The organism is Flavobacterium circumlabens (assembly GCF_004345565.1).
Taxonomy (GTDB): Bacteria; Bacteroidota; Bacteroidia; order Flavobacteriales; family Flavobacteriaceae; genus Flavobacterium; species Flavobacterium circumlabens.
The window spans coordinates 1-21,479 of sequence record NZ_SLWA01000002.1 but is presented as its reverse complement, the minus strand read 5'-3'; the positions used below and the strand labels follow the sequence as shown (position 1 = coordinate 21,479).

Here is a 21,479-nt window from a genome sequence, read left to right as displayed (position 1 = left end):
AAATTACTTCAATATTATTTTACAATGTTAAGCCATTGTTAACAAATCATTTTCAATTTGGAAACTACTCAGGAATTCAACGGTTTTTTCAATATCATAATGCAAAATTCGATCTTCCTTTACCAAAGGCACCACTTCTCTGTAACTGCTTAAAAACATTTCGATAAATTCGCTTGACTTTAAAGGTTCTCTGTACGCAATAGCCTGAGATGCATTCATCAATTCAATTGCCAGAATACGCTCTAAATTATCCATTACACGCAGCGCTTTTGTTGCTCCGTTTGCTCCCATACTTACGTGATCTTCCTGACCATTACTCGAAACAATACTATCTACACTTGATGGTGTTGCCAATTGTTTGTTCTGACTTGCAATACTGGCTGCTGTATATTGCGGAATCATAAATCCTGAATTTAATCCCGGATTATCAACCAGGAATGCGGGAAGATTGCGCAATCCTGAAATCAATTGGTAGGTTCTTCTTTCAGAAATACTTCCTAATTCCGCCAGGGCAATTGCCATAAAATCCAGAGCTAAAGCCAAAGGTTGTCCGTGGAAATTTCCGCCCGAAATAATCTGATCGGCTTCAATAAAAATATTTGGATTATCTGTAACCGAATTGATTTCTGTTTTAAATACTTTTCGAACGTAGTCAATTGCATCTTTTGAAGCACCATGCACCTGGGGCATACAACGGAAAGAATAGGGATCCTGAACGTGCTTTTTCTCCTGCTCAATAATTTCACTTCCTTCCAGAAATTCATTAATACGCTGAGCGGTAACAATCTGTCCTTTGTGAGGACGTATAAAATGAATCAATTCGTTGAATGGTTCGCTTCTACCATCAAAACCTTCCAAAGAAATAGTTCCGATTAAATCTGCCAGATACGAATATTTATACGCTTTAATTAAAATATGTGCTCCATAAGCACTCATAAACTGTGTTCCGTTTAGCAAAGCCAAACCTTCTTTTGATTGTAAAACGATTGGTTCCCAGTTAAAATGTTTTAAAACTTCGCGGGAATGTACTTTTTTACCTTCAAAAAACACTTCACCTTCTCCTAATAACGGTAGAGATAAATGAGCCAAAGGTGCTAAATCTCCGGAAGCCCCAAGCGAGCCCTGAGTATAGATTACCGGTAAGATATCATTGTTATAAAAATCGACTAAACGATTTAGCGTCTGCAACTGAATTCCTGAATATCCATAGCTTAAGGATTGAATTTTCAGCAACAACATTAGTTTTACAATTTCAGCAGGCACTTCTTCCCCAGTTCCGCAAGCATGTGACTTTACCAGGTTTTCCTGAAGTTTTGATAAATTTTCGGTAGAGATTTTTACACTATAAAGTGATCCGAAACCTGTATTGATTCCGTAAATCGGTTCAGAGTGTGTCGCCATTTTTTTATCTAAATAGTCACGGCACTTCTGAACATTTACTTTTGCTTCCTCTGATAATTCGAGTGTTTTCTGATTGACAATTATCTCTTGTAAAGCTTCTAAACTTAAGGTTTCAGTACTTATATAATGGATTTCTCTCATGGTGTTTGTAATTTTAGACGCCAAAATTCAGCAAATCAATATTAAAAAGCAACATTTGTTCATAATAATTAAAATTTGACAGAAACAAATTCTTCCCTTTTATTTATTTCACAATAGTAATCATACAAATAAACCCCTTTTCAATGAAAAAATTAAAAATACAAAGCCCCGCGAAAAGATCGAAAAAAAAACAAATCCTACTAATTTCATAGACTAAACTCATCTTATTGATAAACATTTTTATTAAAAATCAGACGATTATCTTCTGTAAATAGTCTTTCAAACCAGAGTAAATATACGAATACATCAATTTATCAGATTCAATCCTGACAAAAATTCAATATTAATTTCATGAGATTTGAATTATTAAAATATTCGTAAAAAGGCAATTAGGTTTTTTAACTTTTATAAAAAACTGTACTTTTGAAAAACCAAAATGAAAAGTAACAGCACAAAATATCAATCTACAATGACAACTCAAACAAGAGTTGTGATTGCTGCTACAACAACTTCTACTACAACTACTACCCCTTAGGGGTATACATTTTACATATAATCCTGGTTATCTATACTTTTTTCTAAAAAGAAGAAGGGTATTGGATAGATGAAAATATTTGCGTAAAAGAAAAAAAATATCAAAATGAAAGTATTAAAATTTGGCGGAACCTCGGTTGCCAATGCACAAAATATAAAACTCGTTCTCGAAATTATAAACCAAAATTCTAAACAGGGAAAATTAGTTGTCGTTGTTTCTGCTTTAAGTAAAGTAACCGATTTGCTTCAGTTGGCAGCAGCAAAAGCGGCGGCTAATGATGAAAGTTTCAGGGAAATCGTTGCCGAAATCGAAAAGAAACACCTGGACACCTTAAAAGAATTGATTCCGGTAAGTGAACAAAGCAGTTTGCTGAGCCATGTTAAAAGAATCATCAACCACTTAGAAACCCTATTAGACGGCTGCTTTTTATTAGGGGAATTATCTCCAAGAACAGCCGATACCATTTTGAGTTTTGGGGAATTACTCTCCTCTTATATCATTGCACAGGCTTATCAGCAAATCAATAAAAATGTCGTGTATAAAGACAGCCGCGAAATCATTAAGACAAATGCTGACTTTGGAAAAGCAGCTGTAAACTTTGAAATTTCAAATCAGCTGATTCAGGAATACTTTGCCCAAAATGAAGCGCAAATCAATATTTTACCCGGATTTATTGCTCTAACTCTTGACGGAATTACTACCACTTTAGGCCGTGGCGGTTCTGATTATACTGCCGCTATTATTGCCGGAGCACTTGATGCCGAGCAACTGGAAATCTGGACTGACGTAAACGGAATGTTTACTGCTAATCCGAAAATTGTAAAACAGGCACAGCCTATTGCCACTATTTCGTATCAGGAAGCGATGGAATTGTCACATTTCGGAGCGAAAGTGCTGTATCCGCCAACCATTCAGCCTGTTTTACGAAAAAATATTCCAATTTTAATTAAAAATACTTTTGAACCGGAAGCTGCGGGAACTTTAATTTCGAGTCAGGTTTCGTCAAAAGATACCGTGGTAAAAGGAATCAGCCATATCGATCATATTTCGCTGGTAACATTAGAAGGTCCCGGAATGATTGGAGTTGCGGGTTCATCAAGACGTTTGTTCGAAGTATTATCTCAGGGAAAAATCAATGTTATTTTCATTACTCAGGCTTCTTCCGAGCATTCGATTTGTATCGGAATTTTAAATTCAGATGCTGAAAATGCTGAAGCGGCAATCAACAGGGCTTTTGAAGTAGAGATTCTTCAAAACAAGATTGATCCGTGTATCGTCGAAAAAGATCTTTGTATCATCGCTTTGGTGGGTGAAAACATGAAAAATCACCAGGGTTTAAGCGGTAGAATGTTTAGTACTCTTGGTAAAAACAACGTGAATATTCGTGCGATTGCGCAAGGTGCTTCCGAGCGAAATATTTCGACTGTAATTAACGAAAGAGACGTTAAAAAAGCTTTGAATACACTACACGAAAATTTCTTTGAGGAAAACACCAAACAGCTTAATTTATTTGTGATGGGCGTTGGAAACGTGGGCGAAAAATTCATCGAACAAATTCACAACCAGAAGAAATTTTTAAAAGACAACCTGAAAATTAATGTTCGCGTAATCGCTTTGTCCAATTCCAGAAAAATGCTTTTCGATGAGGATGGAATTTCTTTGAAAGAATGGCAGGCTGATTTAGATAAAGGGGAACCTGCAAGCAAGGAAGCTTTTATAGAACGTGCCAAAGAACTGAATTTACGTAACAGTATTTTTGTAGACATTACAGCCAATGCAAGTGTTTCTGAAACTTACGAAAATTTCTTAAAACAAAGTATTGCCGTTGTGACCTGTAACAAAATTGCCTGTTCCTCTGCTTATGATAATTATAAAAAACTAAAAAACCTATCACGTCAATATAACGCCCCGTTTTTGTTTGAAACGAATGTTGGAGCGGGATTACCTATTATTGATACCGTTAAAAACTTAATCGCTTCGGGTGATAAAGTGCATAAAATACAAGCCGTTTTATCCGGAAGTCTGAACTTCATTTTCAATAACTTCGATAAGGATAATTCTTTTCATGATGTTGTAAAAGAGGCCGGAGTTCAGGGATTTACAGAACCTGATCCGAAAATTGACCTGAGCGGAATCGATGTTGCTCGTAAAATCCTGATTCTTATTCGCGAAAGTGGTTATGAAATGGATATTGATGCGATCGCCAACGAATCATTTTTACCGGCGGAATGTCTAGCAACCACAAACAACGAAGACTTTTTTGCTTCCTTAATCAAACACGCTCCGCATTTCGCAACTATTTATGAAGAAGCGCTGAGTAAAGATTCCAGATTAAAATATGTGGCTCAATTCGAAAACGGAAAAGCAAGCGTTGGCCTGCAATTCATTCCGAAAGATCATCCTTTCTACAATTTAGAAGGAAAAGATAATATTGTTTTGTTCTACACAGACCGCTATATAGATCAGCCGCTGCTCATAAAAGGAGCCGGAGCCGGTGCTGCCGTTACCGCTTCGGGGATTTTTGCGGATGTAATTCGAATAGGAAATAATTAATTGAGGTACAAAGATGCAAAGGTGCAAAGGGACAGAGTTAAAATCTTTGAACCTATGAACCTTGCCTTTTTGAACCTTTAAAAATAGAGTAGCGAAAGCCTTTGTGCCTTTGAACCTTTGCTACTCTGAACCTTTAAAGAAATGACTGAAATAAAACTATTTTGCCCTGCCACTATTGCGAATCTTTCGTGCGGATTTGACGTACTTGGACTTTGCTTAGACAATGCGGGGGATGAAATGATTGTTCGAAAAGTAACGCAAAAAGGAATTCGCATCACAAAAATTACGGGTGCCGATTTGCCTTTAGAAACCGAGAAAAATGTTTCGGGTGTTGCAGCTGTTGCCATGCTGGAAGCTTACGAAAGAGATTTTGAACCCATAACCGTTGGATTTGAAATTGAAATTTACAAACATATCAAAGCCGGAAGCGGTATCGGGAGCAGTGCGGCAAGTTCTGCCGGAGCTGTTTTTGGGATTAATGAATTATTGGGAAGACCTTATTCGCGCAAAGATCTGGTGCAATTTGCGATGCAGGGCGAAAAATTAGCCAGCGGAAATGCGCACGCAGACAACGTTGCCCCTGCCCTTTTAGGCGGTTTTACTTTGGTGAGAAGCTATAGTCCGTTGGATATTATCAGAATTGATAGTCCCGAAGAATTGTTTGCTACGGTCGTGCATCCTCAGATTGAGCTGAAAACTTCGGATGCGCGTTCGGTATTAAAACAAACCGTTTCGCTAAAAAGTGCCATCATGCAATGGGGAAATGTAGGCGGATTAATCGCCGGATTGTATACCAAAGATTACGACCTGATCGGAAGATCGCTTCATGACGAAATCGTAGAACCCTTAAGAAGTGTTTTGATTCCGGGTTTTGATTTAATCAAACAAACGGCTTTAGAAAACGGAGCCTTAGGTTCGGGAATTTCGGGTTCCGGTCCGTCGATTTTTGCTTTAAGCCGCGGAAAAGAAACCGCCGATAAAATTGCCAAAGCGATGAGTGAAGTGTACGAAAACATGAATTTGCCGTATGAAATTCACGTATCGAAAATTAATCCGGATGGCGTTAGGATTCTTTAAAAAGAATTAAAAATTAAAAATTTAGAATTAAAAGTTATGCGCGCTGTTTGTCAGACTGAGCGAAGTCGAAGTCCCGCAAAGTGAGACACAAAGCATAGACATAAAGTTTGTCATTTCGACGAAGGAGAAATCTTCGCAAAATATTTCCATACTGCGAGGAGCTTCTTGTGAAGATTTCTCCTTCGTCGAAATGACACAAAAAAGAATACTAATTATTGGAATTTGGAATTTAAAAATTGGAATTTGATTTATCCATTTCTAAAATCTAAAATCTAAAATCTAAAATAAACCAATGAAATACTACAGTTTAAACCACAACGCACCCGAAGTTTCGTTTAAAGAAGCTGTCATACAAGGATTAGCAAGCGATAAAGGATTGTACTTTCCGCAAATAGTTACGCCTTTAAATCCTGCTTTTTTTAATGTAATCGAAAACCTGACCCATCATAATATTGCTTTTGATGTGATTCAGCAATTTGTGGGCGATGATATTCCCGAGGATCATTTAAGAGAAATCATTGCCGACACTTTATGCTTTGATTTTCCGCTTGTAGAAGTTGAAAACGGAATTTATTCACTGGAATTATTCCACGGACCAACAATGGCTTTTAAAGACGTTGGAGCGCGATTCATGTCACGTTGCCTGGCGTACTTTAACAAAGACAAAAAAAACAGTAAAAACACGGTTCTGGTAGCCACTTCCGGAGACACAGGAGGTGCTGTTGCAAGCGGATTTTTGGGTGTTCCCGGTGTTGATGTCGTGATTTTATATCCATCCGGAAAAGTGAGCGACATTCAGGAAAAACAATTGACCACTTTAGGCAAAAACATCAAAGCCCTTGAAGTTGACGGCGTTTTTGACGATTGCCAGGATATGGTCAAAAAAGCATTTTTAGACGAGAGTTTAGCGCATAAAAACCTGACTTCGGCAAATTCTATCAATATTGCGCGCTGGCTGCCGCAAATGTTCTATTTCTTCTTTGCCTATAAAGCACTCAAAAGCCAGAACAAACCATTAGTTTTCTCTTGCCCAAGCGGGAATTTCGGAAATATCTGCGCCGGAATTATGGCTAAGAAATTAGGTTTGCCCATCGAACATTTTGTAGCCTCTACCAACGTAAACGATACCGTACCAAGATTCTTAGAAAACGGAAAATACGAGCCAAAACCTTCCAAAGCGACCATCTCAAACGCTATGGATGTTGGAAACCCAAGCAACTTTATCAGAATTCAGGAATTGTATAATAATGATTTGAAAGCTTTCGAAAAAGATTTCTCCTCCTACAGTTATACCGATGAAGAAACGCTTGAAGCTCTAAAACAAATTTACAAAACCGATGGTTATATCGCAGAACCACACGGGGCTGTTGGCTATTTAGGTTTGAAAAAAGAATTACAAAAACATGAGAATGCCATTGGTGTTTTCTTAGAAACAGCACATCCTATTAAGTTTCTCGATGTAGTTGAACCCGCTTTGGGAATTACGCTTCCGATTCCGGAGCAAATTGAGAGTGTTATGAATGAGGAAAAAGTTAGTGTGAAGATTAAGAGTTATGAGGAATTGAAAGCGTTTTTGGGGTAGTTTATCTCTTCATAAAATTTTAAAAGCTACAGATTACACGAATTTATTTTGTATTCTGAGGCTTATTTTTATTCTTATAATAAGATAGAGTAAAAATTTTGATTAATATTACTGACTTTATTTCTTAAAATTCATAATTATAATTAAATGAAAATCAAAACTATCATTATATTATTAAACATTCTAGCTTTTTTAACTTCAGTAATATGGTTATATATGGATCAGACACTGGAGCCATTGATTAGTACCTTAAGCTTAACAGGTACTCTTTTAGTTTTATTTTTTAATAATGATAATGATAGTAAAACCAAAATGAGGCAAAAAGGTGGAAAAAACTCAACAAACTACCAAGCAGGTGGTAATATAAATCTTTAATTATGTTTGGAAAAAAAAATCTAAAACAAGAAGGCGGATCAGATTCAACAAATCTTCAAGGACAAAATGTTGTTATAAATAATGGGATAAATTATTCAGACGCAAAAGAAATAGCATTAGATGTATTTAAATCAAACTTTCTAGAATTATCACAATCGGCTGCATTTATTGCTAAACAGAGGGCTGAAGAATTAATTGATGATTTTTTAAAAAGAATAATTGATAGAGATCCTTTAAAAATTAATAAAATTCAGGATCCAGACATACAATATGCAATTTTTACAGCTCAAAAAGAATATGCTAAAAGTGGTGAAAAGAATCTAGAAGAAATGCTAATAGATATATTAATACGAAGAGTTGAAGAAAATTCACAATCTCTAAAAAAGATAGTTTTAAATGAATCTTTAGAAATTCTTCCAAAACTTACTAATGAGCAATTAGACATTCTTACAATTGTTTTCTTGATTCATGAAACACAAAATAATCAAATTACAGATCGATTAACATTTAAAAATTATTTAGAAATATACTTTTCACCCTTTGTTGAGCAGATTACTCCAAATAATGCAGTTTATAAACACTTAGAATATACCGGATGTTGTGGAAGCTTTGGAATACCTGATGATAACTTTGCTAATCTATTACTTAATAAATATAAAGGTCTTTTTTCAAATGGTTTTGAAAAATCAATATTTGAACAAATCACAAATGGTGACGAAAAGTATAATTCCTTAATCATTAATTGCGTAAATAATCCAACTTTATATCAATTTAATGCAATGGATGAAATTGCTCTGGAAAAAAGATTAAATGAGTTAGAACCAAATAATATTCATTTATCCTCATTCAAATCATTACTGAATGAATCCACAATGAATATTGATCAAGCAACAAAACTTGTAATAGAGCTTGAGCCTAAATTAGAAATCTTAATTAAAGTTTGGAAAGAATCATATTTATGTACTATGAATACAACTTCTGTTGGAATAATGCTTGCAATAGTGAATTTAAAAAGAAAGACTGGATTAGACATAGATGCAAATATTTGGATAAAATAAACTTTCCCCCGCTAGCTCTAGTATCCCGCTCGTGAACGCAACGAAAAATAAATTAGATGGACAATTTAGAATAATATTTCAATAAAAACCCATAATGTTTATATAATACCATTATCCGCAAAAGAGTAATAGCTTTCCGGGCTAATAATTAAATGATCTACAACTTCTATATCCAGAATAATACCTGCTTCCTTTACTTTTTTAGTAATCCTTTTATCGGCAGCAGAGGGACGTGTTTTACCTGATGGATGATTGTGCAGCATAATAAGAGCAGTAGCGTTTGCTTTAAGCGCCGCAGTAAATAATAATCTAAGGTCTACAATAGTTGATGTTATACCTCCTGTAGATACTTCATAAATCCCCAGCACTCTATTTGACTTATTGAGCAGAAGAATTTTAAACTGTTCTAAAAACTCTATTTTATTGGGATTCCAGGATTTTAAAGCCAGTTTATAAGCTGCTACAGACGAAGTGATGTGAGGTCGTTCAGAGGCTTTTACTTTGGTTTTGTAAATCAGTTCAACTTCTGATGCAATTCTCCAATCTTGTTTTTCCTTTATCGTTTCCATAATAATAAATTGGTTTTGAAATTTGAGTTTTGAAAACAAAATCCTAAGTAAACTGTTCAATTTTTTTAACAACTTAGAGAAGTTAAATTCAAAAACAAAGATAGCAAAAAATATTAATTGTGGTATTATAATACCACAATTTTATAGTTTGTAATTTCCAAATTGCTTAAAAATGCTGATTATGATAAATGGAGATATAAAAAACAGTTTTTTATTGCTTTTTGGTAAAAATTTAGAGGCCTATAGAAAGAAAAAGAAGTTGAGTTATCGTGAACTTGCACAGAATTGCGATCTTGATCATAGCTACATTAGTAAAATTGAAAAGGGAGAAGTTAATGTAACTTTAGAGACGCTGCTCGAATTAATGAAGGGATTGAATATTAGTGCAAAAGATTTATTTGACTTTGATTTCGATATAAATAAACTTAACTCCTAAGTCTATCCAGAGAATGAACTTTCTACGCCGGAAACGCAAACAGAAAACTTTCAAAATCCCGACATTCATTTCAAAATACTAAAAAATGAACCTACGTCTTTTTCCTAAAAAAGAAACTACAGCCTCTGTTTGGAGTGGCGGATTGACATACGAATACATGATCTATCCGGAAACAGCACGCTATGGCGATAGGGATTTTGTATTCAGAATAAGCAGTGCTACAATAACGGAAGTCCCTTCAGCGTTTACCAAATTTAAGGGCTATCACCGATATCTCGTTATGCTTGATAACTCCTTACGTATTGAGATAAACAAAGAGAAAAAAGTATACGAGAAATATGAAATCATGGAATTTAATTCGGATGATGAAGTAACTTCTTATACAAAAGGGATTGATTTTAACTGGATGGTTTCTGAAAAAATATCGAATCCCAAACTCCAAATAACAGATCGTAATCAGAATTGTAATGCTCAGATCATCCTTTTATTTTCTTTACATACAACAGTTATTAAAATTAATGAGAAGCCGTATCATCTGGAACCTTATGATTTATTAGCGATTGAAAATAAAAAAAAGGAAACCATAATGATTCATTTTTCTAATGAATGCCTCTTTGGAAGATTGGATTTTTAATCGATAATATATTAAAAATCCATAGAGAGCAAAGTTTTTGAATAGCATTTAATAAAAAGGCTTTATTCAAACTAGTAAAAGTTTGAATAAAGCCTTTCAACTTACTTATTTTTATTTATTTATACTCAAAAATTACTTTTTCATCTTTAAAATTGCCAAGAGGATAATAAGCTGCATTACTAGTAATAGAGTTACCTGATAACAAAATTTCCTTAATTCTTCCTGATTTATCTAAAACTCTTTTGTAACTAATTTTTTCATAACATATTTGAAACGGTGTTTCTGTAAATACATTTTCCATTGTAACAATATTATTTGCACTTCTTTTTCCTAGTTTATCATGCATTAGAATATTATATCCTCTAACTAAAGATAATGGTGTTTCGTATGCAAAATCTCCCATTAAAATATTTGGCGTATTATCATAAGTGTAATTGGTAACCACGATGCCGTTATATGGATCATTAGTTTTAACTTGCGTGATATTGCCATTAGTAACCTGAAAATCCATTTTTCTCTCCAAACGATATTTTCCATCACCAGTAATAGATCGTTTTTGGTAATGTACAATCTTAGAAATGTACTCATTTTCATAGCTGTAAACTGTAGAATCCCTTTCGATACTATACGTTTCTCCAGTAGTTCTTTTATAAACTGTATTAGAGATAATAGAAGTAATATTTTTATTTTTTAGTGTAATCGATGATTTCGTTTCGATATCAGCATTAGATACATCATCTCCTAATGTTTTGGTTTCAATCAATTCATCATTTACATAAGATATAGAAAAATAATACCCAACTAAATTAACTCGTTTTTGATCGTCGTATTTAAACTCTTGTTTGTCCTGCATATAGGCCATATTACTGCCTGAAGGATTGGAAACTGAAACTAACTTTTCTTCTGCCGGAGTAACTATTACGACTTCTTGATCTGATTCTGAAGAATCATCTGATGAGCAAGAATAAAGAGAAAAAACCATTAAGTCCAATGGTAACAATGATAATTTTTGAAATTTCATACTTTTTCTGAGGATTTTAAAAGAGGAATTTAATTTAATTTGGACTATTTTTTTTCGAGACAAACTTAAAAAATTAAAGACAATAACAGGTATTTTCTTTATAAAGATTTTATACAAAAATTAACAAAGAATCTCTCCCACTCGTGAACGCAAAAAGAGAACCTTTCGAAATCGCGACATTAATTTTAGCAAACAAATGAAATATATTTTTAAAATTACCGGAAAAAACTGAATTTAATAGTTGTTGCGAATGTTACAATCCGTTTGCCTACTTCAATATCTATTGGAATATTGGAATGGCTGTAGTTTTAGCAACACATTTTACATACTGCTATTTACTTAATCTAAAATCAAAAATACCACTTTAAAAATCTATTTATTTACAACTGTTACAGCCAGAATGATCACATCAGAAACCTGATTTTATTTGGCAGCTAATTATAAAACATTACCTTTCCTACAAATTATAAATCAATCCCAATACCACATGAAGAAAATTACTTTAGGAATTTTACTTATTGCTTTACCCCTGTTTTTTCCGAGCTGTTCAAGTGAAGAAAATGCAACAATAACTACTCCCGAGGCAGCAGATCCAAGATTACCAAATCAAACAGAATTTAAACCGGCGATACAGTTGGTGCCCAAAAAGAGCACGGCAAAAACTACAGGAAAGTTAGCTGAAACAAAACCACAACATCTGGTTAAGGAGTTAGTTTCTGATATATATAAAGATGATAGCGGTAACGATGTAGAAGAAAACTTCAGAGAAAGACGTTATTCCTATGATACCAAAGGAAGACTGCATTCAATAGATAAATATATTGATAATGAACTGATCGGAAATATTTCGAAATTCGATTTTAATGATGCCGATAAAGTTATTAATACTTATTATTCTGACATTGTTGCGGTCATCAATAATGATGGATTCATTTCGAAAGTCACAGCCCCTAATGGTACCGTAACAGCTATTTTTTACGATGAAATCGGTCGTGACATCAAAGAAGTTGAAAACGGATTTTATACACAAAGACTGAACCAATTACAACCTGATGGTAATTATCTTCAGGTAGTGGTTACCAACCCGCAAAGTGCTACATATTTGTATAGTTATGTAGATAATAAAGTTTTTGTTACTATCGTAACGTTACAAAAAAATTACTCAAAACGTGTTGTTATCGATGGTGCCCTTTCGTACATCGTTAAAGACAGAGAGGTACAAACAACTTATGAACTTACTGTAGATTACACAAAAGCCGGAATATATTCCAGCGAACCTATCTTTAGATGTTAAATGTCCCTGACTTTGCGCTTTTTTTATTTAGCTCAATGGCATTTTGTATCTATTCTGATTTTCTAAATACAGCTATTTTCCCAGTCTTTTCTCTACCTTTGAAAAATAAAACAACAGCCCATTTTAATACCAATGATCACAAAAGCAACCTTACAAGACATTCCGGCATTATTAACCTTAATCAATTCTGCTTATAGAGGCGAAACTTCCAAAAAAGGCTGGACTACCGAAGCCCATTTGTTAGAAGGAAAAAGAACGACTGAAGAAGAATTAACGGAAATCATTTCTGAACCTAAAAATACATTTCTGAAATATACCGAGAACGACAAAATCATCGGTTCGGTTTTACTGGTGGAAAAAGAACATCAATTGTATTTGGGAATGCTGACCGTTTCGCCTGAATTGCAAAATGGCGGCATCGGCAAAAAGATGCTGGCTGAAGGTGAAAAGCATGCTAAAGCTTTGGGATTGTCGAGTATTCTTATGACGGTTGTTTCGGTTCGTGCGGAACTTATTGCCTGGTACAAACGCCACGGTTATGTTGAAACCGGCGAAAGGGAATCTTTTCCTTCAAGCGATATTCATATTAATATTTCAGATCAGCCATTGGAGTTTATCTTTTTAGAAAAGAAAATCTAGGCGGGTTTAACCGCAAAGTTCGCAAAGGGTTACGCAAAGATTCGCAAGGTTTTTTTTTAAACTGAATTTTATAATCACGCAAAGGCGCAAAGTTTTATTTTCCTGGCGGTTTTGCGCCTTTGCGTGATTTTTCAAATAATACGTTAGACACACTGCTGTGCGCCTCTACTGAAAACCTTTGAACCTTTGTTTACTCTGTACCTTTGAACCTTAGCACCTCTTTTTAATCTTCGACAAAAATTCGTGTGAGACACCAAGATAAGATGACAGATTTCTATTGTTGATCTTATCCACTTTGTGTGAATACTTTTCGATAAACTCCAGATACCTCTGTTTGGAGGTTTTGTTTAAAACATCTATAAGTCTTTGCTGGATGGCAATGTTCGCTTTTTCGACCATAATAATATGAAACTGGATGAGCTTTGGCACTTGCTCAAACAAGAGTGTTTTGTTTGTCTTGCTAATGACCAGGATTTCGCTGTCTTCTATCGCCTTGATATTGTAGGTGGTGGGCTTCTGATGATAGAAACTTTCGAGATCACACATCCATTCGTTTTCGAAGGAGAAAAAAATAACACTTTCGGTGCCGTTGTCGTTCAAAATGTAGGTTTTGAAAGCACCTTTTAAAATAAAGCCTTCGTAGGAACTGTTTGAATCCTGAATTTGAAGGTATTCATTTTTTTTGAGTTTGATAAACTCGGCTTTTTCAACGACAAATTTCCATTCTTCATCTGTTAATGGAATTTTGCGTTCAATACTTAATCTGAGGGGGTTGTACATGTGTTTTTATTTTTATTCTTACTTGGGGCGTAAGTATTGGAATGAATTAAAAATTAATGTAATCGATTACGCAAAAATACCGTTTTTAGACATTTTTGTCACTTAAAAATTGTTAAAAAAACATTTTTTACGGATTTTTTTTCAAAACATTGAACTTGTTCAACTTTTTTAAGTGCAATTATCCGCAGATTTGTATTGTTAAATATTTTATAAACCCCCAAACTTAAATTATGAATTTTAAATCAAAAATCTCAGTGTTCTTACTAACATTGGTCTTCGGTTTTACAGCATGTAATACCGAAGAAATTGGTTCATCACAAAATGATGAAAACAGTATTGTATCTGCAACTTCTGCAGGAAGCGACGTAACCGCCAAAGTAGGAAACTGTGCTCAGGTTCCGGGATGGGCCTCTCAAAATGGCGGAACAACCGGAGGAGGAACTTCGGCAGAGACGGCAGTTACGACTTACGCTCAATTAAAATCAGCTATCGAAAATGCTGCTGTAAAAGTTATTAAAGTTAGCGGTACGATTACGGTTACCACAAGATTGTCATTTCAGGATCAGACTGGTAAGACCATCTACGGAACAAGTGGTGCAAAATTGGTTTCTACCAATCAAACCAAAGATGCTTCGGGTATCATCAATATTAAAAGATGTAAAAACATCATTATTAGAAACCTAATTTTTGAAGGTCCCGGTGCTTATGATACTGACGGTTGGGATAATGCTATTCTTGACGAATGCACAAATGTATGGGTTGACCACTGCGAATTCAGAGATGGTGTTGACGGAAACTTTGACATCAAAAACAAATCAGATTATATTTCGGTTACTTATTCTAAATTCCATTACCTGAAACCACCAAAAGCAGGAGGTTCAGGAGGTTCTGACGATCACAGGTATTCCAACCTGATTGGTTCAAGTGACGGTGCTACAGGAGACCGTGGAAAATTGAGAATTACTTTTGCCCGTTGCTGGTGGGCTCCTGGCTGTAAAGAAAGAATGCCAAGAGTTCGTTTTGGAAAAGTGCATATTATCAATAGTTACTTCAACAGCACAGTAAGTAACAAATGTATCGCAGCTGGTTTTGAAGCTGATATTCGCGTAGAAAAAAATGTTTTCGAAGGTGTAAAAACGCCTATCGATTTAATGACTGGTTATACAGCAGTTACAGCAGTTGACAACATTTTTACAAACACAAGCGGAAATACAGCAGGAAGCAAAACGGCTTTTACACCTCCCTACTCTATCGTAACACTTACCGCAGCTGCTGTTAAAGCAGATGTTACCGGTGGTGCGGGTGCAACATTAGGAGGAAATACCTGCGGTTCGTTTTAATGTAGAAAATCTTTATTGCCCTAATTTCAAATCATTTAACTGAAATTACGGTTATAAAAATCTGAGTTAGTTAGTTTTAGTTTTAACCACGGATTACACAATCGTAAGATTATTGTAATTCGTGGTTATTTTTTTTAGAAAGAAAACAATCCAGTTTTCATCTTTCCTCTATACTCTTTCCTCTTAAAGCACCAACTCTGAAAATAAACGCTGAATAGTACTTTCCAAGTCCTGACAAAGTCCGGGATGTGGCCTTGAAGTCTGAATTGCCGAACTTCTGATCGCCGTTAACCATCTAAAACGCGACGGAATATCCATTTGTGCAATCGGGCCGCCATCTTTGGCTCCGTTAGCAATTTTCTCTAATGAAGTTAAATTACATTCCAGTTGTTCAATGTCAAAATCATCCGAAAGTGCTTCAATCTTAGTGGCATTAATATGAAAAAGTACCTTAATGAATTTAGCTCTTTTGCAGAACAAAATGATTCCGATATTTAGAAATTCTTCGCGCTCCACTCTTGGTACCACACGAATTACGGCATACTCATATAAGTGATTATCTTGCATTTTGAGCTTGGTTTACAAAGATTTCGGAATGATTTAATCGGGTAAGTAAAAATTGTAAATATACATTGCGCAAGGCCTCAGGAGTTTCTTCAGTATCTTCCCATTGCAGCCATTCGAGCGGAATTGTATTGGTGATTTCCTCGAGAATTTCCAGAGTCAGAAGTGCTTTAAATTCGGTATCAACTTCTTTTAAAAGAGAAGCCTGGGGTAATAATACGTGATCTTTTATCAACGCAAACGGACTTTTGGCATGCTGTTCCCAATTGTTCCAGGAATGATGAAAATACAAACAGGCACCATGATCGATAAGCCATAATTCTTTATGCCAGATCAGCATATTGGTATTTTTAAAAGTACGGTCAACATTGGTGATATAAGCATCCAGCCACACTATCTGTGAAGCCAATTTAGCATCAACTGTAGTAACGACAGGATCAAAAGTGATGGCACCGGATAAAAAATGAAGTGCGAGATTCAATCCCTGGCTTCCCTGCAGTAAATCCTGAATTTCCTCATCGGCTTCTGTTCTCCCAAACGCTTCATCCAGATTGGCAAAAACCAATTCCGGAAGCTGCAATTGTAAAGCTTTAGCAATTTGTCCGCCGATTAGTTCGGCAATCAGCGCTTTAACACCATGTCCGGCTCCTTTAAATTTTAAGACATATTTAAAATCGTCGTCAGCCTCTGCCAAAGCTGGTAAAGAACCGCCTTCGCGTAAAGGAGTAATATAACGTGTTACATTTACCGTTCTCAGGTCAAAATTGTTTTTCATAAGCAGTATTTACTGAAATACAAACTTACGAATTTAGATTTCTGATTTTATAATTTAAAATTCCAAAAATCAGAGCAATTCTACATTCCAAAAAATATTGGCAAACTAAGAGTCCAAAGATAAAAACGCCTTTCCCAGATTTTTAATAATATCAGACGCGATAAAAGACTGATAACCTGTTTCCGGAAGTGCAATGTCTGCTGTTAATCCGTGAATAAAAACGCCAAGTCTGGCAGCGTGGTCTGGTGAATACCCCTGTGCTAAAAAACTCGTAATAATTCCGGTTAAAACATCTCCGCTTCCTGCGGTTGCCAAGGCTGCATTTCCGGTTGTATTTTGGTAAATTTTACTTTGGTTGATGATAAAGGTCGGTGCGCCTTTCATTACAATAATAGCTTTATAATGCTCTGAAAAGGCAATTGTATTTTCAAATTTTTCAGTTTCGGAACCCCACTTGCCTATCAGCCGTTCCAGTTCTTTCGGATGCGGTGTTAAAATAGTATTTTCGGGTAATAAACTAAGCCAGGCTTTATTCAGTGACAAAATATTTAAGGCATCGGCATCTACAACTAAAGGACTTTTATTGGTATTTAAAAACTCTAAAAATGCTTGCTGTGTCTGTTTTTCCTGTCCCAGACCGGGACCAATTCCAATTGCTTGCGGCTGTATTTTTAAATTTATTCCGGAAATAAAATTTTCATTTTCATCAGTAAGCACCATAACTTCAGGATTACTTATCTGAAGTATGGCATAACCGGATTTTGGTATAAAAGCAGTCACCAGTCCGCAACCGGATTTCAGGCATGCTCCTGAGGCTAAAACCGCGGCTCCCATTTTCCCATAACTCCCACCGATAATTACTGCATGACCCTGAATTCCTTTATGTGTTAGAGGATTTATAAGTTTGTAAAAAGTTAAAATTTCCTGTTTTGTGATCTGAAGTGGTACTTTCATCTGATTTGCTTTGCGCTTTTAAAATTACAAAAAAATCTATGAGAAGAATTTTCTTATATAAAAAAGTTTTGCTTATGAAGATAAATCCGTCCTCCTTTTTTCCGTTCAAAAAAGCAAAGGAAATAGCGAATTAGCAAGAAATCAGACTTAATCTTTACGGATTTTATAATTTAGACTAGTATATTTCGATATTTTTTAAATAAATTTGCGACACAATTTTATAAAACAACACAATGAAAAATACTGCGCTTACGCACATACATGAAGGTTTAGGAGCAAAAATGCTGCCTTTTGCCGGGTATAATATGCCAATTACTTATGAAGGTATTAATGCTGAACATGAAACAGTTCGTAACAGCGTAGGCGTTTTTGACGTTTCGCATATGGGCGAATTTTTACTGACAGGACCGAATGCTCTGGCTTTAATTCAAAAAGTAACTTCAAATGATGCTTCGACTCTAACAATCGGAAGAGCGCAATATTCTTGTTTACCGAACAACGACGGTGGAATTGTGGATGACCTTATTGTCTATAAAATGAAAGAAGAAGAATATTTACTTGTTGTAAATGCTTCTAATATCGAAAAAGACTGGAACTGGATTGCAGCACACAATGATTTGGGTATTGAAATGAAAAACCTTTCCGATGACTATTCCCTATTGGCCATTCAGGGACCAAAAGCGGTTGAAGCCATGCAGTCCTTATCTTCTATAGATTTATCGGCTATTGCTTATTACCATTTTGAAGTGGCTGATTTTGCAGGTTTTAATGATGTAATTATTTCTGCTACAGGTTATACCGGTTCTGGCGGATTTGAAATTTATTGTAAAAATGCCGATGCTGAAGCGATCTGGAATAAGGTTTTTGAAGCCGGTGCTGCTTTCGGAATCAAACCAATAGGACTTGCTGCGCGTGATACGTTGCGTCTTGAAATGGGTTTCTGTTTGTACGGAAATGATATTAATGATACGACTTCCCCACTTGAAGCAGGTTTAGGATGGATTACAAAATTCAATAAGGAATTTACCAATTCTGAAAGCCTGAAAAAACAAAAAGAAGAAGGCGTTACTAAAAAATTAGTCGCTTTTGAAATGCAGGAACGTGCAGTGCCAAGACATGATTACGAAATTGTTGATGCAGCTGGTGCTGTAATTGGTGTTGTAACTTCAGGAACAATGTCTCCATCGATGAATAAAGGAATTGGTTTAGGATATGTTACCGTAAACAACAGTGCGATTGATAACGATATCTTTATCAGAATCAGAAAAAATGATGTCCCTGCCAAAGTGGTAAAATTACCATTTTATAAAAAATAGATTTTTTAAAACCTTAATTTTCAACGATTAATTGAGGTTTACTTTATAAATGCATTACACCGAAAAGTGTAATGCATTTTTTTTGCAGTGAGATCATGAATTAAAAGATTTCACAGTTCATTTAAATAAAATCCGTGAATTTCCGGCTGTTTTATTTAACCGGAAATTTTACCTGATGTTGCTGCTGTCAGATAAAATTATGGAGTCTCCGACATTTTAAAGAAATTACTGTCGTTTATCAAAAAATAACCGTAATTTTAGTGTAAACGATGACTTTCTCCTTTATGAAAAAAATAATATTAGTATTTATATTGACAACAAATGCCCTGTTTAGTCAGAATAGCGACAGAACCTGCGAAATACTAAATAAAATCAATGTATTAATTCAGACTGAGCATGTTCGTCCGAAACCTGTAAACGATAGCTTGTCAATGTTTGTTTTTGATAATCTTATCAATGAATTAGATCCTTCCCGAAATATCTTTTTTCTGGATGAATACAATGAAATGTCTCAAAAATATCGCTTAAACTTAGACGATTTGATTCTCCAGAATGATTGTAGTTTTTTAGCCGATATAAACTCTAAATATAAAGCCGGACTTCTCAGAACCAAAGCGGTTCTGCAAAAGATCCAGGCAGAACCGATCGACTATACTAAAAAAGATACGATCCGGTTTTACAAAAAAGCATTTGCTTTTTATCTCCAAAAAGAAAACCTGGAAAAAGTATGGGTTAAGAAACTCCGCTATCAGATTCTGGATGATATTGCAGAAACCAGTGACAATTTAGATTCCATAAAAAGCAATTTCAAATCGATTGAATCGGCTTCAAAAAATATGATTTTGACTAATGAAATCTGCAGGATAAATACCCTCCTGGAAGAAAAAAGTACACAGGAAGAAAAACTATATAATTTCTTCTGCACTTATTTTGATCCTCATACGGCCTATTTTAGTGATGATTCCAAATCAAGTTTTGTTGCTTCTTTGTCAAAAGAACATTTATCGTTGGGAATGACCGTCAATCTGAACGAAAAAAATGAAATTATAATTGACGAAATCGATCCGAATGGCCCGGCATTTAAAACAGGACAAATCAAAAAAGGAGATCAGATTGTTTCCGTTTCCAATCAGAAGGAAACGTTGCAGGTTTCCTGTGCTTCATTAGAATCTGTTTCGACTATGATTTTATCAGAATCGAATAAAAATATAGTGCTCACCTTAAAACGAAATTCCGGTAAAAGCTTTGATGTTTACGTCGAAAAGCAAGTCATGAAAGATGAGGATAATTCTGTTTTTAGTTTTATAATTGGTAAGGACAGTAAAATTGGCTATATCAAGATTCCAAGCTTTTATGCTGATTTAGACGGGAATAGTCGAAAAGGCTGTGCCGATGATGTTGCACGCGAAATTATAAAGCTGGAAAAAGACAACATAAAAGGTTTAGTCATTGATTTAATTGACAATGGCGGCGGTTCTATGGAAGAAGCTATAAAATTGGCCGGAATGTTTATTGATTACGGTCCGCTTTCTATTGTTGTTGACAATAAACAAGCTGCATCTGTGATCAATGATCCGTATAAAGGACTTATTTACAAAGGTCCGATCGTAATTTTGGTTAACAGCAATACAGCTTCGGCGAGTGAATTTTTCTCTTCCATTTTACAGGATTACAACCGCGCTTTATTATTAGGCAGTACTACACTCGGCAAAGCAACAATGCAAACGATTCTTTCGCTTGACGAAAATAAAAATACTGACTTTGTGAAAATTACCATTAATAAATTCTATCGGGTTACCGGCAAAAGCCATCAGTATATTGGTGTCACCCCAGATGTTGTACTTCCGGAGTTTTATGAAGATGTTTATCAAAAAGAAAGTGATTTTCCAACTGCCATTAAAAACGACAGCCTTGCCCCTTTTTTAAAGTATAAGACTTATGTAAAACGAAACGTAATCGATAAAATAGCAAAAAACAGTTCTGTACGATTAGCAGATAATTATTATTTTAATGACATCAAAAAAATCAATCAGAAAATTGATCAGTTGATAAATGTCCCAAAATCAGAAATTCCAATGACTCTGGATGCTATTTTTGAACAAAAAAAGGTAATAAACTCCCTCTGGACGGAAATTCACACTTTTAACGATGATAACAATCCGCTTGATGTTTATAATTCAACTGTAAACCAATTTTTGCTGGGCGTTTATCCAACTGAAAAAACCATAAATCAATACCAGATAGACAATCTTAAAACAAATCCGTACTTAAATGAAGCAGTGAATATTATTACAGAGTTTAATGGATATAAATGATTTTAGCCCACAATAGCTATCGGGGTTAGATTCTTAGATTCTTAGATTCTTAGATTCTTAGATTCTTAGATTCTTAGATTCTTAGATTCTTAGATTCTTAGATTCTTAGATTCTTAGATT

General features: G+C 35.0%; 19 protein-coding genes. 12 read left to right on the top strand and 7 right to left on the bottom strand.

The annotated features are described in order from the left end of the window. Window positions 1-27: 27 nt before the first annotated feature. Window positions 28-1,542: a histidine ammonia-lyase gene (hutH, locus tag EV142_RS04720; protein ID WP_132033242.1), complete on the bottom strand. Its 1,515-nt coding sequence runs from the start codon at window positions 1,540-1,542 to the stop codon at window positions 28-30. 640 nt (window positions 1,543-2,182) lie between these two features. Between hutH and thrA the strand changes: the two genes are divergently transcribed. The 5 genes from thrA to EV142_RS04695 all read left to right on the top strand — a co-directional run bounded on the left by thrA (window position 2,183) and on the right by EV142_RS04695 (window position 8,722). Beyond that, the gene (thrA, locus tag EV142_RS04715; protein WP_132033240.1) at window positions 2,183-4,630 is read left to right on the top strand and encodes a bifunctional aspartate kinase/homoserine dehydrogenase I; all 2,448 of its coding nucleotides are present in this window, start codon (window positions 2,183-2,185) and stop codon (window positions 4,628-4,630) included. A 141-nt stretch (window positions 4,631-4,771) separates the two neighbouring features. Next, window positions 4,772-5,707, top strand: a complete 936-nt coding sequence (locus EV142_RS04710) for a homoserine kinase (RefSeq protein WP_132033238.1) — start codon at window positions 4,772-4,774, stop codon at window positions 5,705-5,707. A 292-nt stretch (window positions 5,708-5,999) separates the two neighbouring features. Next, window positions 6,000-7,289, top strand: a complete 1,290-nt coding sequence (gene thrC, locus EV142_RS04705) for a threonine synthase (RefSeq protein WP_132033236.1) — start codon at window positions 6,000-6,002, stop codon at window positions 7,287-7,289. A gap of 147 nt (window positions 7,290-7,436) precedes the next feature. Then, entirely contained in the window at window positions 7,437-7,664 is a 228-nt protein-coding gene (locus EV142_RS04700; RefSeq protein WP_132033234.1) for a hypothetical protein, read from the top strand. Between the two features lie 2 nt (window positions 7,665-7,666). Beyond that, on the top strand, window positions 7,667-8,722 hold the full coding sequence (locus EV142_RS04695) for an LPO_1073/Vpar_1526 family protein (protein ID WP_132033232.1): 1,056 nt from the start codon (window positions 7,667-7,669) through the stop codon (window positions 8,720-8,722). Window positions 8,723-8,820: 98 nt separating this feature from the next. Here the strand turns inward: EV142_RS04695 and EV142_RS04690 are convergent, their stop codons facing one another. After that, on the bottom strand, window positions 8,821-9,291 hold the full coding sequence (locus EV142_RS04690) for a JAB domain-containing protein (RefSeq protein WP_132033230.1): 471 nt from the start codon (window positions 9,289-9,291) through the stop codon (window positions 8,821-8,823). Between the two features lie 181 nt (window positions 9,292-9,472). On the opposite strand from EV142_RS04690, the gene EV142_RS04685 reads away from it, so the two are divergent. Both EV142_RS04685 and EV142_RS04680 read left to right on the top strand, forming a co-directional pair. Next, window positions 9,473-9,727 carry a helix-turn-helix domain-containing protein gene (locus tag EV142_RS04685; RefSeq protein WP_132033229.1) on the top strand — a complete coding sequence of 85 codons (255 nt, stop codon included), beginning with the start codon at window positions 9,473-9,475 and terminating at the stop codon, window positions 9,725-9,727. Between the two features lie 85 nt (window positions 9,728-9,812). Continuing rightward, the gene (locus tag EV142_RS04680) at window positions 9,813-10,361 is read left to right on the top strand and encodes a HutD family protein (protein ID WP_132033227.1); all 549 of its coding nucleotides are present in this window, start codon (window positions 9,813-9,815) and stop codon (window positions 10,359-10,361) included. Window positions 10,362-10,476: 115 nt separating this feature from the next. Here the strand turns inward: EV142_RS04680 and EV142_RS04675 are convergent, their stop codons facing one another. After that, window positions 10,477-11,382, bottom strand: a complete 906-nt coding sequence (locus tag EV142_RS04675) for a hypothetical protein (RefSeq protein ID WP_132033225.1) — start codon at window positions 11,380-11,382, stop codon at window positions 10,477-10,479. Window positions 11,383-11,869: 487 nt separating this feature from the next. On the opposite strand from EV142_RS04675, the gene EV142_RS04670 reads away from it, so the two are divergent. Beyond that, window positions 11,870-12,676, top strand: coding sequence for a hypothetical protein (locus tag EV142_RS04670; RefSeq protein WP_132033223.1), 807 nt, complete (start codon window positions 11,870-11,872; stop codon window positions 12,674-12,676). A gap of 132 nt (window positions 12,677-12,808) precedes the next feature. Next, window positions 12,809-13,315 (top strand): GNAT family N-acetyltransferase, encoded by a 507-nt coding sequence (locus tag EV142_RS04665; RefSeq protein WP_132033221.1) that lies wholly within the window; start codon window positions 12,809-12,811, stop codon window positions 13,313-13,315. A 210-nt stretch (window positions 13,316-13,525) separates the two neighbouring features. Here EV142_RS04665 and EV142_RS04660 read toward each other — a convergent pair whose 3' ends face one another. Beyond that, a complete protein-coding gene (locus EV142_RS04660) occupies window positions 13,526-14,095 on the bottom strand; it encodes a Crp/Fnr family transcriptional regulator (protein ID WP_132033219.1) in 570 nt (189 codons plus the stop codon). 230 nt (window positions 14,096-14,325) lie between these two features. Between EV142_RS04660 and EV142_RS04655 the strand changes: the two genes are divergently transcribed. After that, a complete protein-coding gene (locus EV142_RS04655; protein WP_132033217.1) occupies window positions 14,326-15,435 on the top strand; it encodes a pectate lyase family protein in 1,110 nt (369 codons plus the stop codon). Between the two features lie 183 nt (window positions 15,436-15,618). Here EV142_RS04655 and EV142_RS04650 read toward each other — a convergent pair whose 3' ends face one another. The 3 genes from EV142_RS04650 to EV142_RS04640 all read right to left on the bottom strand — a co-directional run bounded on the left by EV142_RS04650 (window position 15,619) and on the right by EV142_RS04640 (window position 17,728). Next, window positions 15,619-16,002 (bottom strand): DUF3037 domain-containing protein, encoded by a 384-nt coding sequence (locus EV142_RS04650; protein WP_132033215.1) that lies wholly within the window; start codon window positions 16,000-16,002, stop codon window positions 15,619-15,621. Further along, complete coding sequence (locus EV142_RS04645; protein ID WP_132033213.1) at window positions 15,992-16,774, bottom strand: HipA family kinase; 783 nt, start codon at window positions 16,772-16,774, stop codon at window positions 15,992-15,994. Before EV142_RS04645 ends, EV142_RS04650 begins: the two co-directional genes overlap by 11 nt. Before the next feature lie 105 nt (window positions 16,775-16,879). After that, window positions 16,880-17,728, bottom strand: coding sequence for an NAD(P)H-hydrate dehydratase (locus tag EV142_RS04640; RefSeq protein WP_132033211.1), 849 nt, complete (start codon window positions 17,726-17,728; stop codon window positions 16,880-16,882). Window positions 17,729-17,961: 233 nt separating this feature from the next. On the opposite strand from EV142_RS04640, the gene gcvT reads away from it, so the two are divergent. After that, on the top strand, window positions 17,962-19,044 hold the full coding sequence (gene gcvT / locus EV142_RS04635; protein ID WP_132033209.1) for a glycine cleavage system aminomethyltransferase GcvT: 1,083 nt from the start codon (window positions 17,962-17,964) through the stop codon (window positions 19,042-19,044). Between the two features lie 284 nt (window positions 19,045-19,328). Then, the gene (locus EV142_RS04630) at window positions 19,329-21,359 is read left to right on the top strand and encodes a S41 family peptidase (protein ID WP_132033206.1); all 2,031 of its coding nucleotides are present in this window, start codon (window positions 19,329-19,331) and stop codon (window positions 21,357-21,359) included. The last annotated feature ends 120 nt before the right edge of the window (window positions 21,360-21,479 follow it).

Coding starts and splice junctions, on each gene's coding strand:
- hutH (WP_132033242.1), bottom strand. CDS start 1,542: ATGAGAGAAATCCATTATATAAGTACTGAAACCTTAAGTTTAGAAGCT.
- thrA (WP_132033240.1), top strand. CDS start 2,183: ATGAAAGTATTAAAATTTGGCGGAACCTCGGTTGCCAATGCACAAAAT.
- EV142_RS04710 (WP_132033238.1), top strand. CDS start 4,772: ATGACTGAAATAAAACTATTTTGCCCTGCCACTATTGCGAATCTTTCG.
- thrC (WP_132033236.1), top strand. CDS start 6,000: ATGAAATACTACAGTTTAAACCACAACGCACCCGAAGTTTCGTTTAAA.
- EV142_RS04700 (WP_132033234.1), top strand. CDS start 7,437: ATGAAAATCAAAACTATCATTATATTATTAAACATTCTAGCTTTTTTA.
- EV142_RS04695 (WP_132033232.1), top strand. CDS start 7,667: ATGTTTGGAAAAAAAAATCTAAAACAAGAAGGCGGATCAGATTCAACA.
- EV142_RS04690 (WP_132033230.1), bottom strand. CDS start 9,291: ATGGAAACGATAAAGGAAAAACAAGATTGGAGAATTGCATCAGAAGTT.
- EV142_RS04685 (WP_132033229.1), top strand. CDS start 9,473: ATGATAAATGGAGATATAAAAAACAGTTTTTTATTGCTTTTTGGTAAA.
- EV142_RS04680 (WP_132033227.1), top strand. CDS start 9,813: ATGAACCTACGTCTTTTTCCTAAAAAAGAAACTACAGCCTCTGTTTGG.
- EV142_RS04675 (WP_132033225.1), bottom strand. CDS start 11,382: ATGAAATTTCAAAAATTATCATTGTTACCATTGGACTTAATGGTTTTT.
- EV142_RS04670 (WP_132033223.1), top strand. CDS start 11,870: ATGAAGAAAATTACTTTAGGAATTTTACTTATTGCTTTACCCCTGTTT.
- EV142_RS04665 (WP_132033221.1), top strand. CDS start 12,809: ATGATCACAAAAGCAACCTTACAAGACATTCCGGCATTATTAACCTTA.
- EV142_RS04660 (WP_132033219.1), bottom strand. CDS start 14,095: ATGTACAACCCCCTCAGATTAAGTATTGAACGCAAAATTCCATTAACA.
- EV142_RS04655 (WP_132033217.1), top strand. CDS start 14,326: ATGAATTTTAAATCAAAAATCTCAGTGTTCTTACTAACATTGGTCTTC.
- EV142_RS04650 (WP_132033215.1), bottom strand. CDS start 16,002: ATGCAAGATAATCACTTATATGAGTATGCCGTAATTCGTGTGGTACCA.
- EV142_RS04645 (WP_132033213.1), bottom strand. CDS start 16,774: ATGAAAAACAATTTTGACCTGAGAACGGTAAATGTAACACGTTATATT.
- EV142_RS04640 (WP_132033211.1), bottom strand. CDS start 17,728: ATGAAAGTACCACTTCAGATCACAAAACAGGAAATTTTAACTTTTTAC.
- gcvT (WP_132033209.1), top strand. CDS start 17,962: ATGAAAAATACTGCGCTTACGCACATACATGAAGGTTTAGGAGCAAAA.
- EV142_RS04630 (WP_132033206.1), top strand. CDS start 19,329: ATGAAAAAAATAATATTAGTATTTATATTGACAACAAATGCCCTGTTT.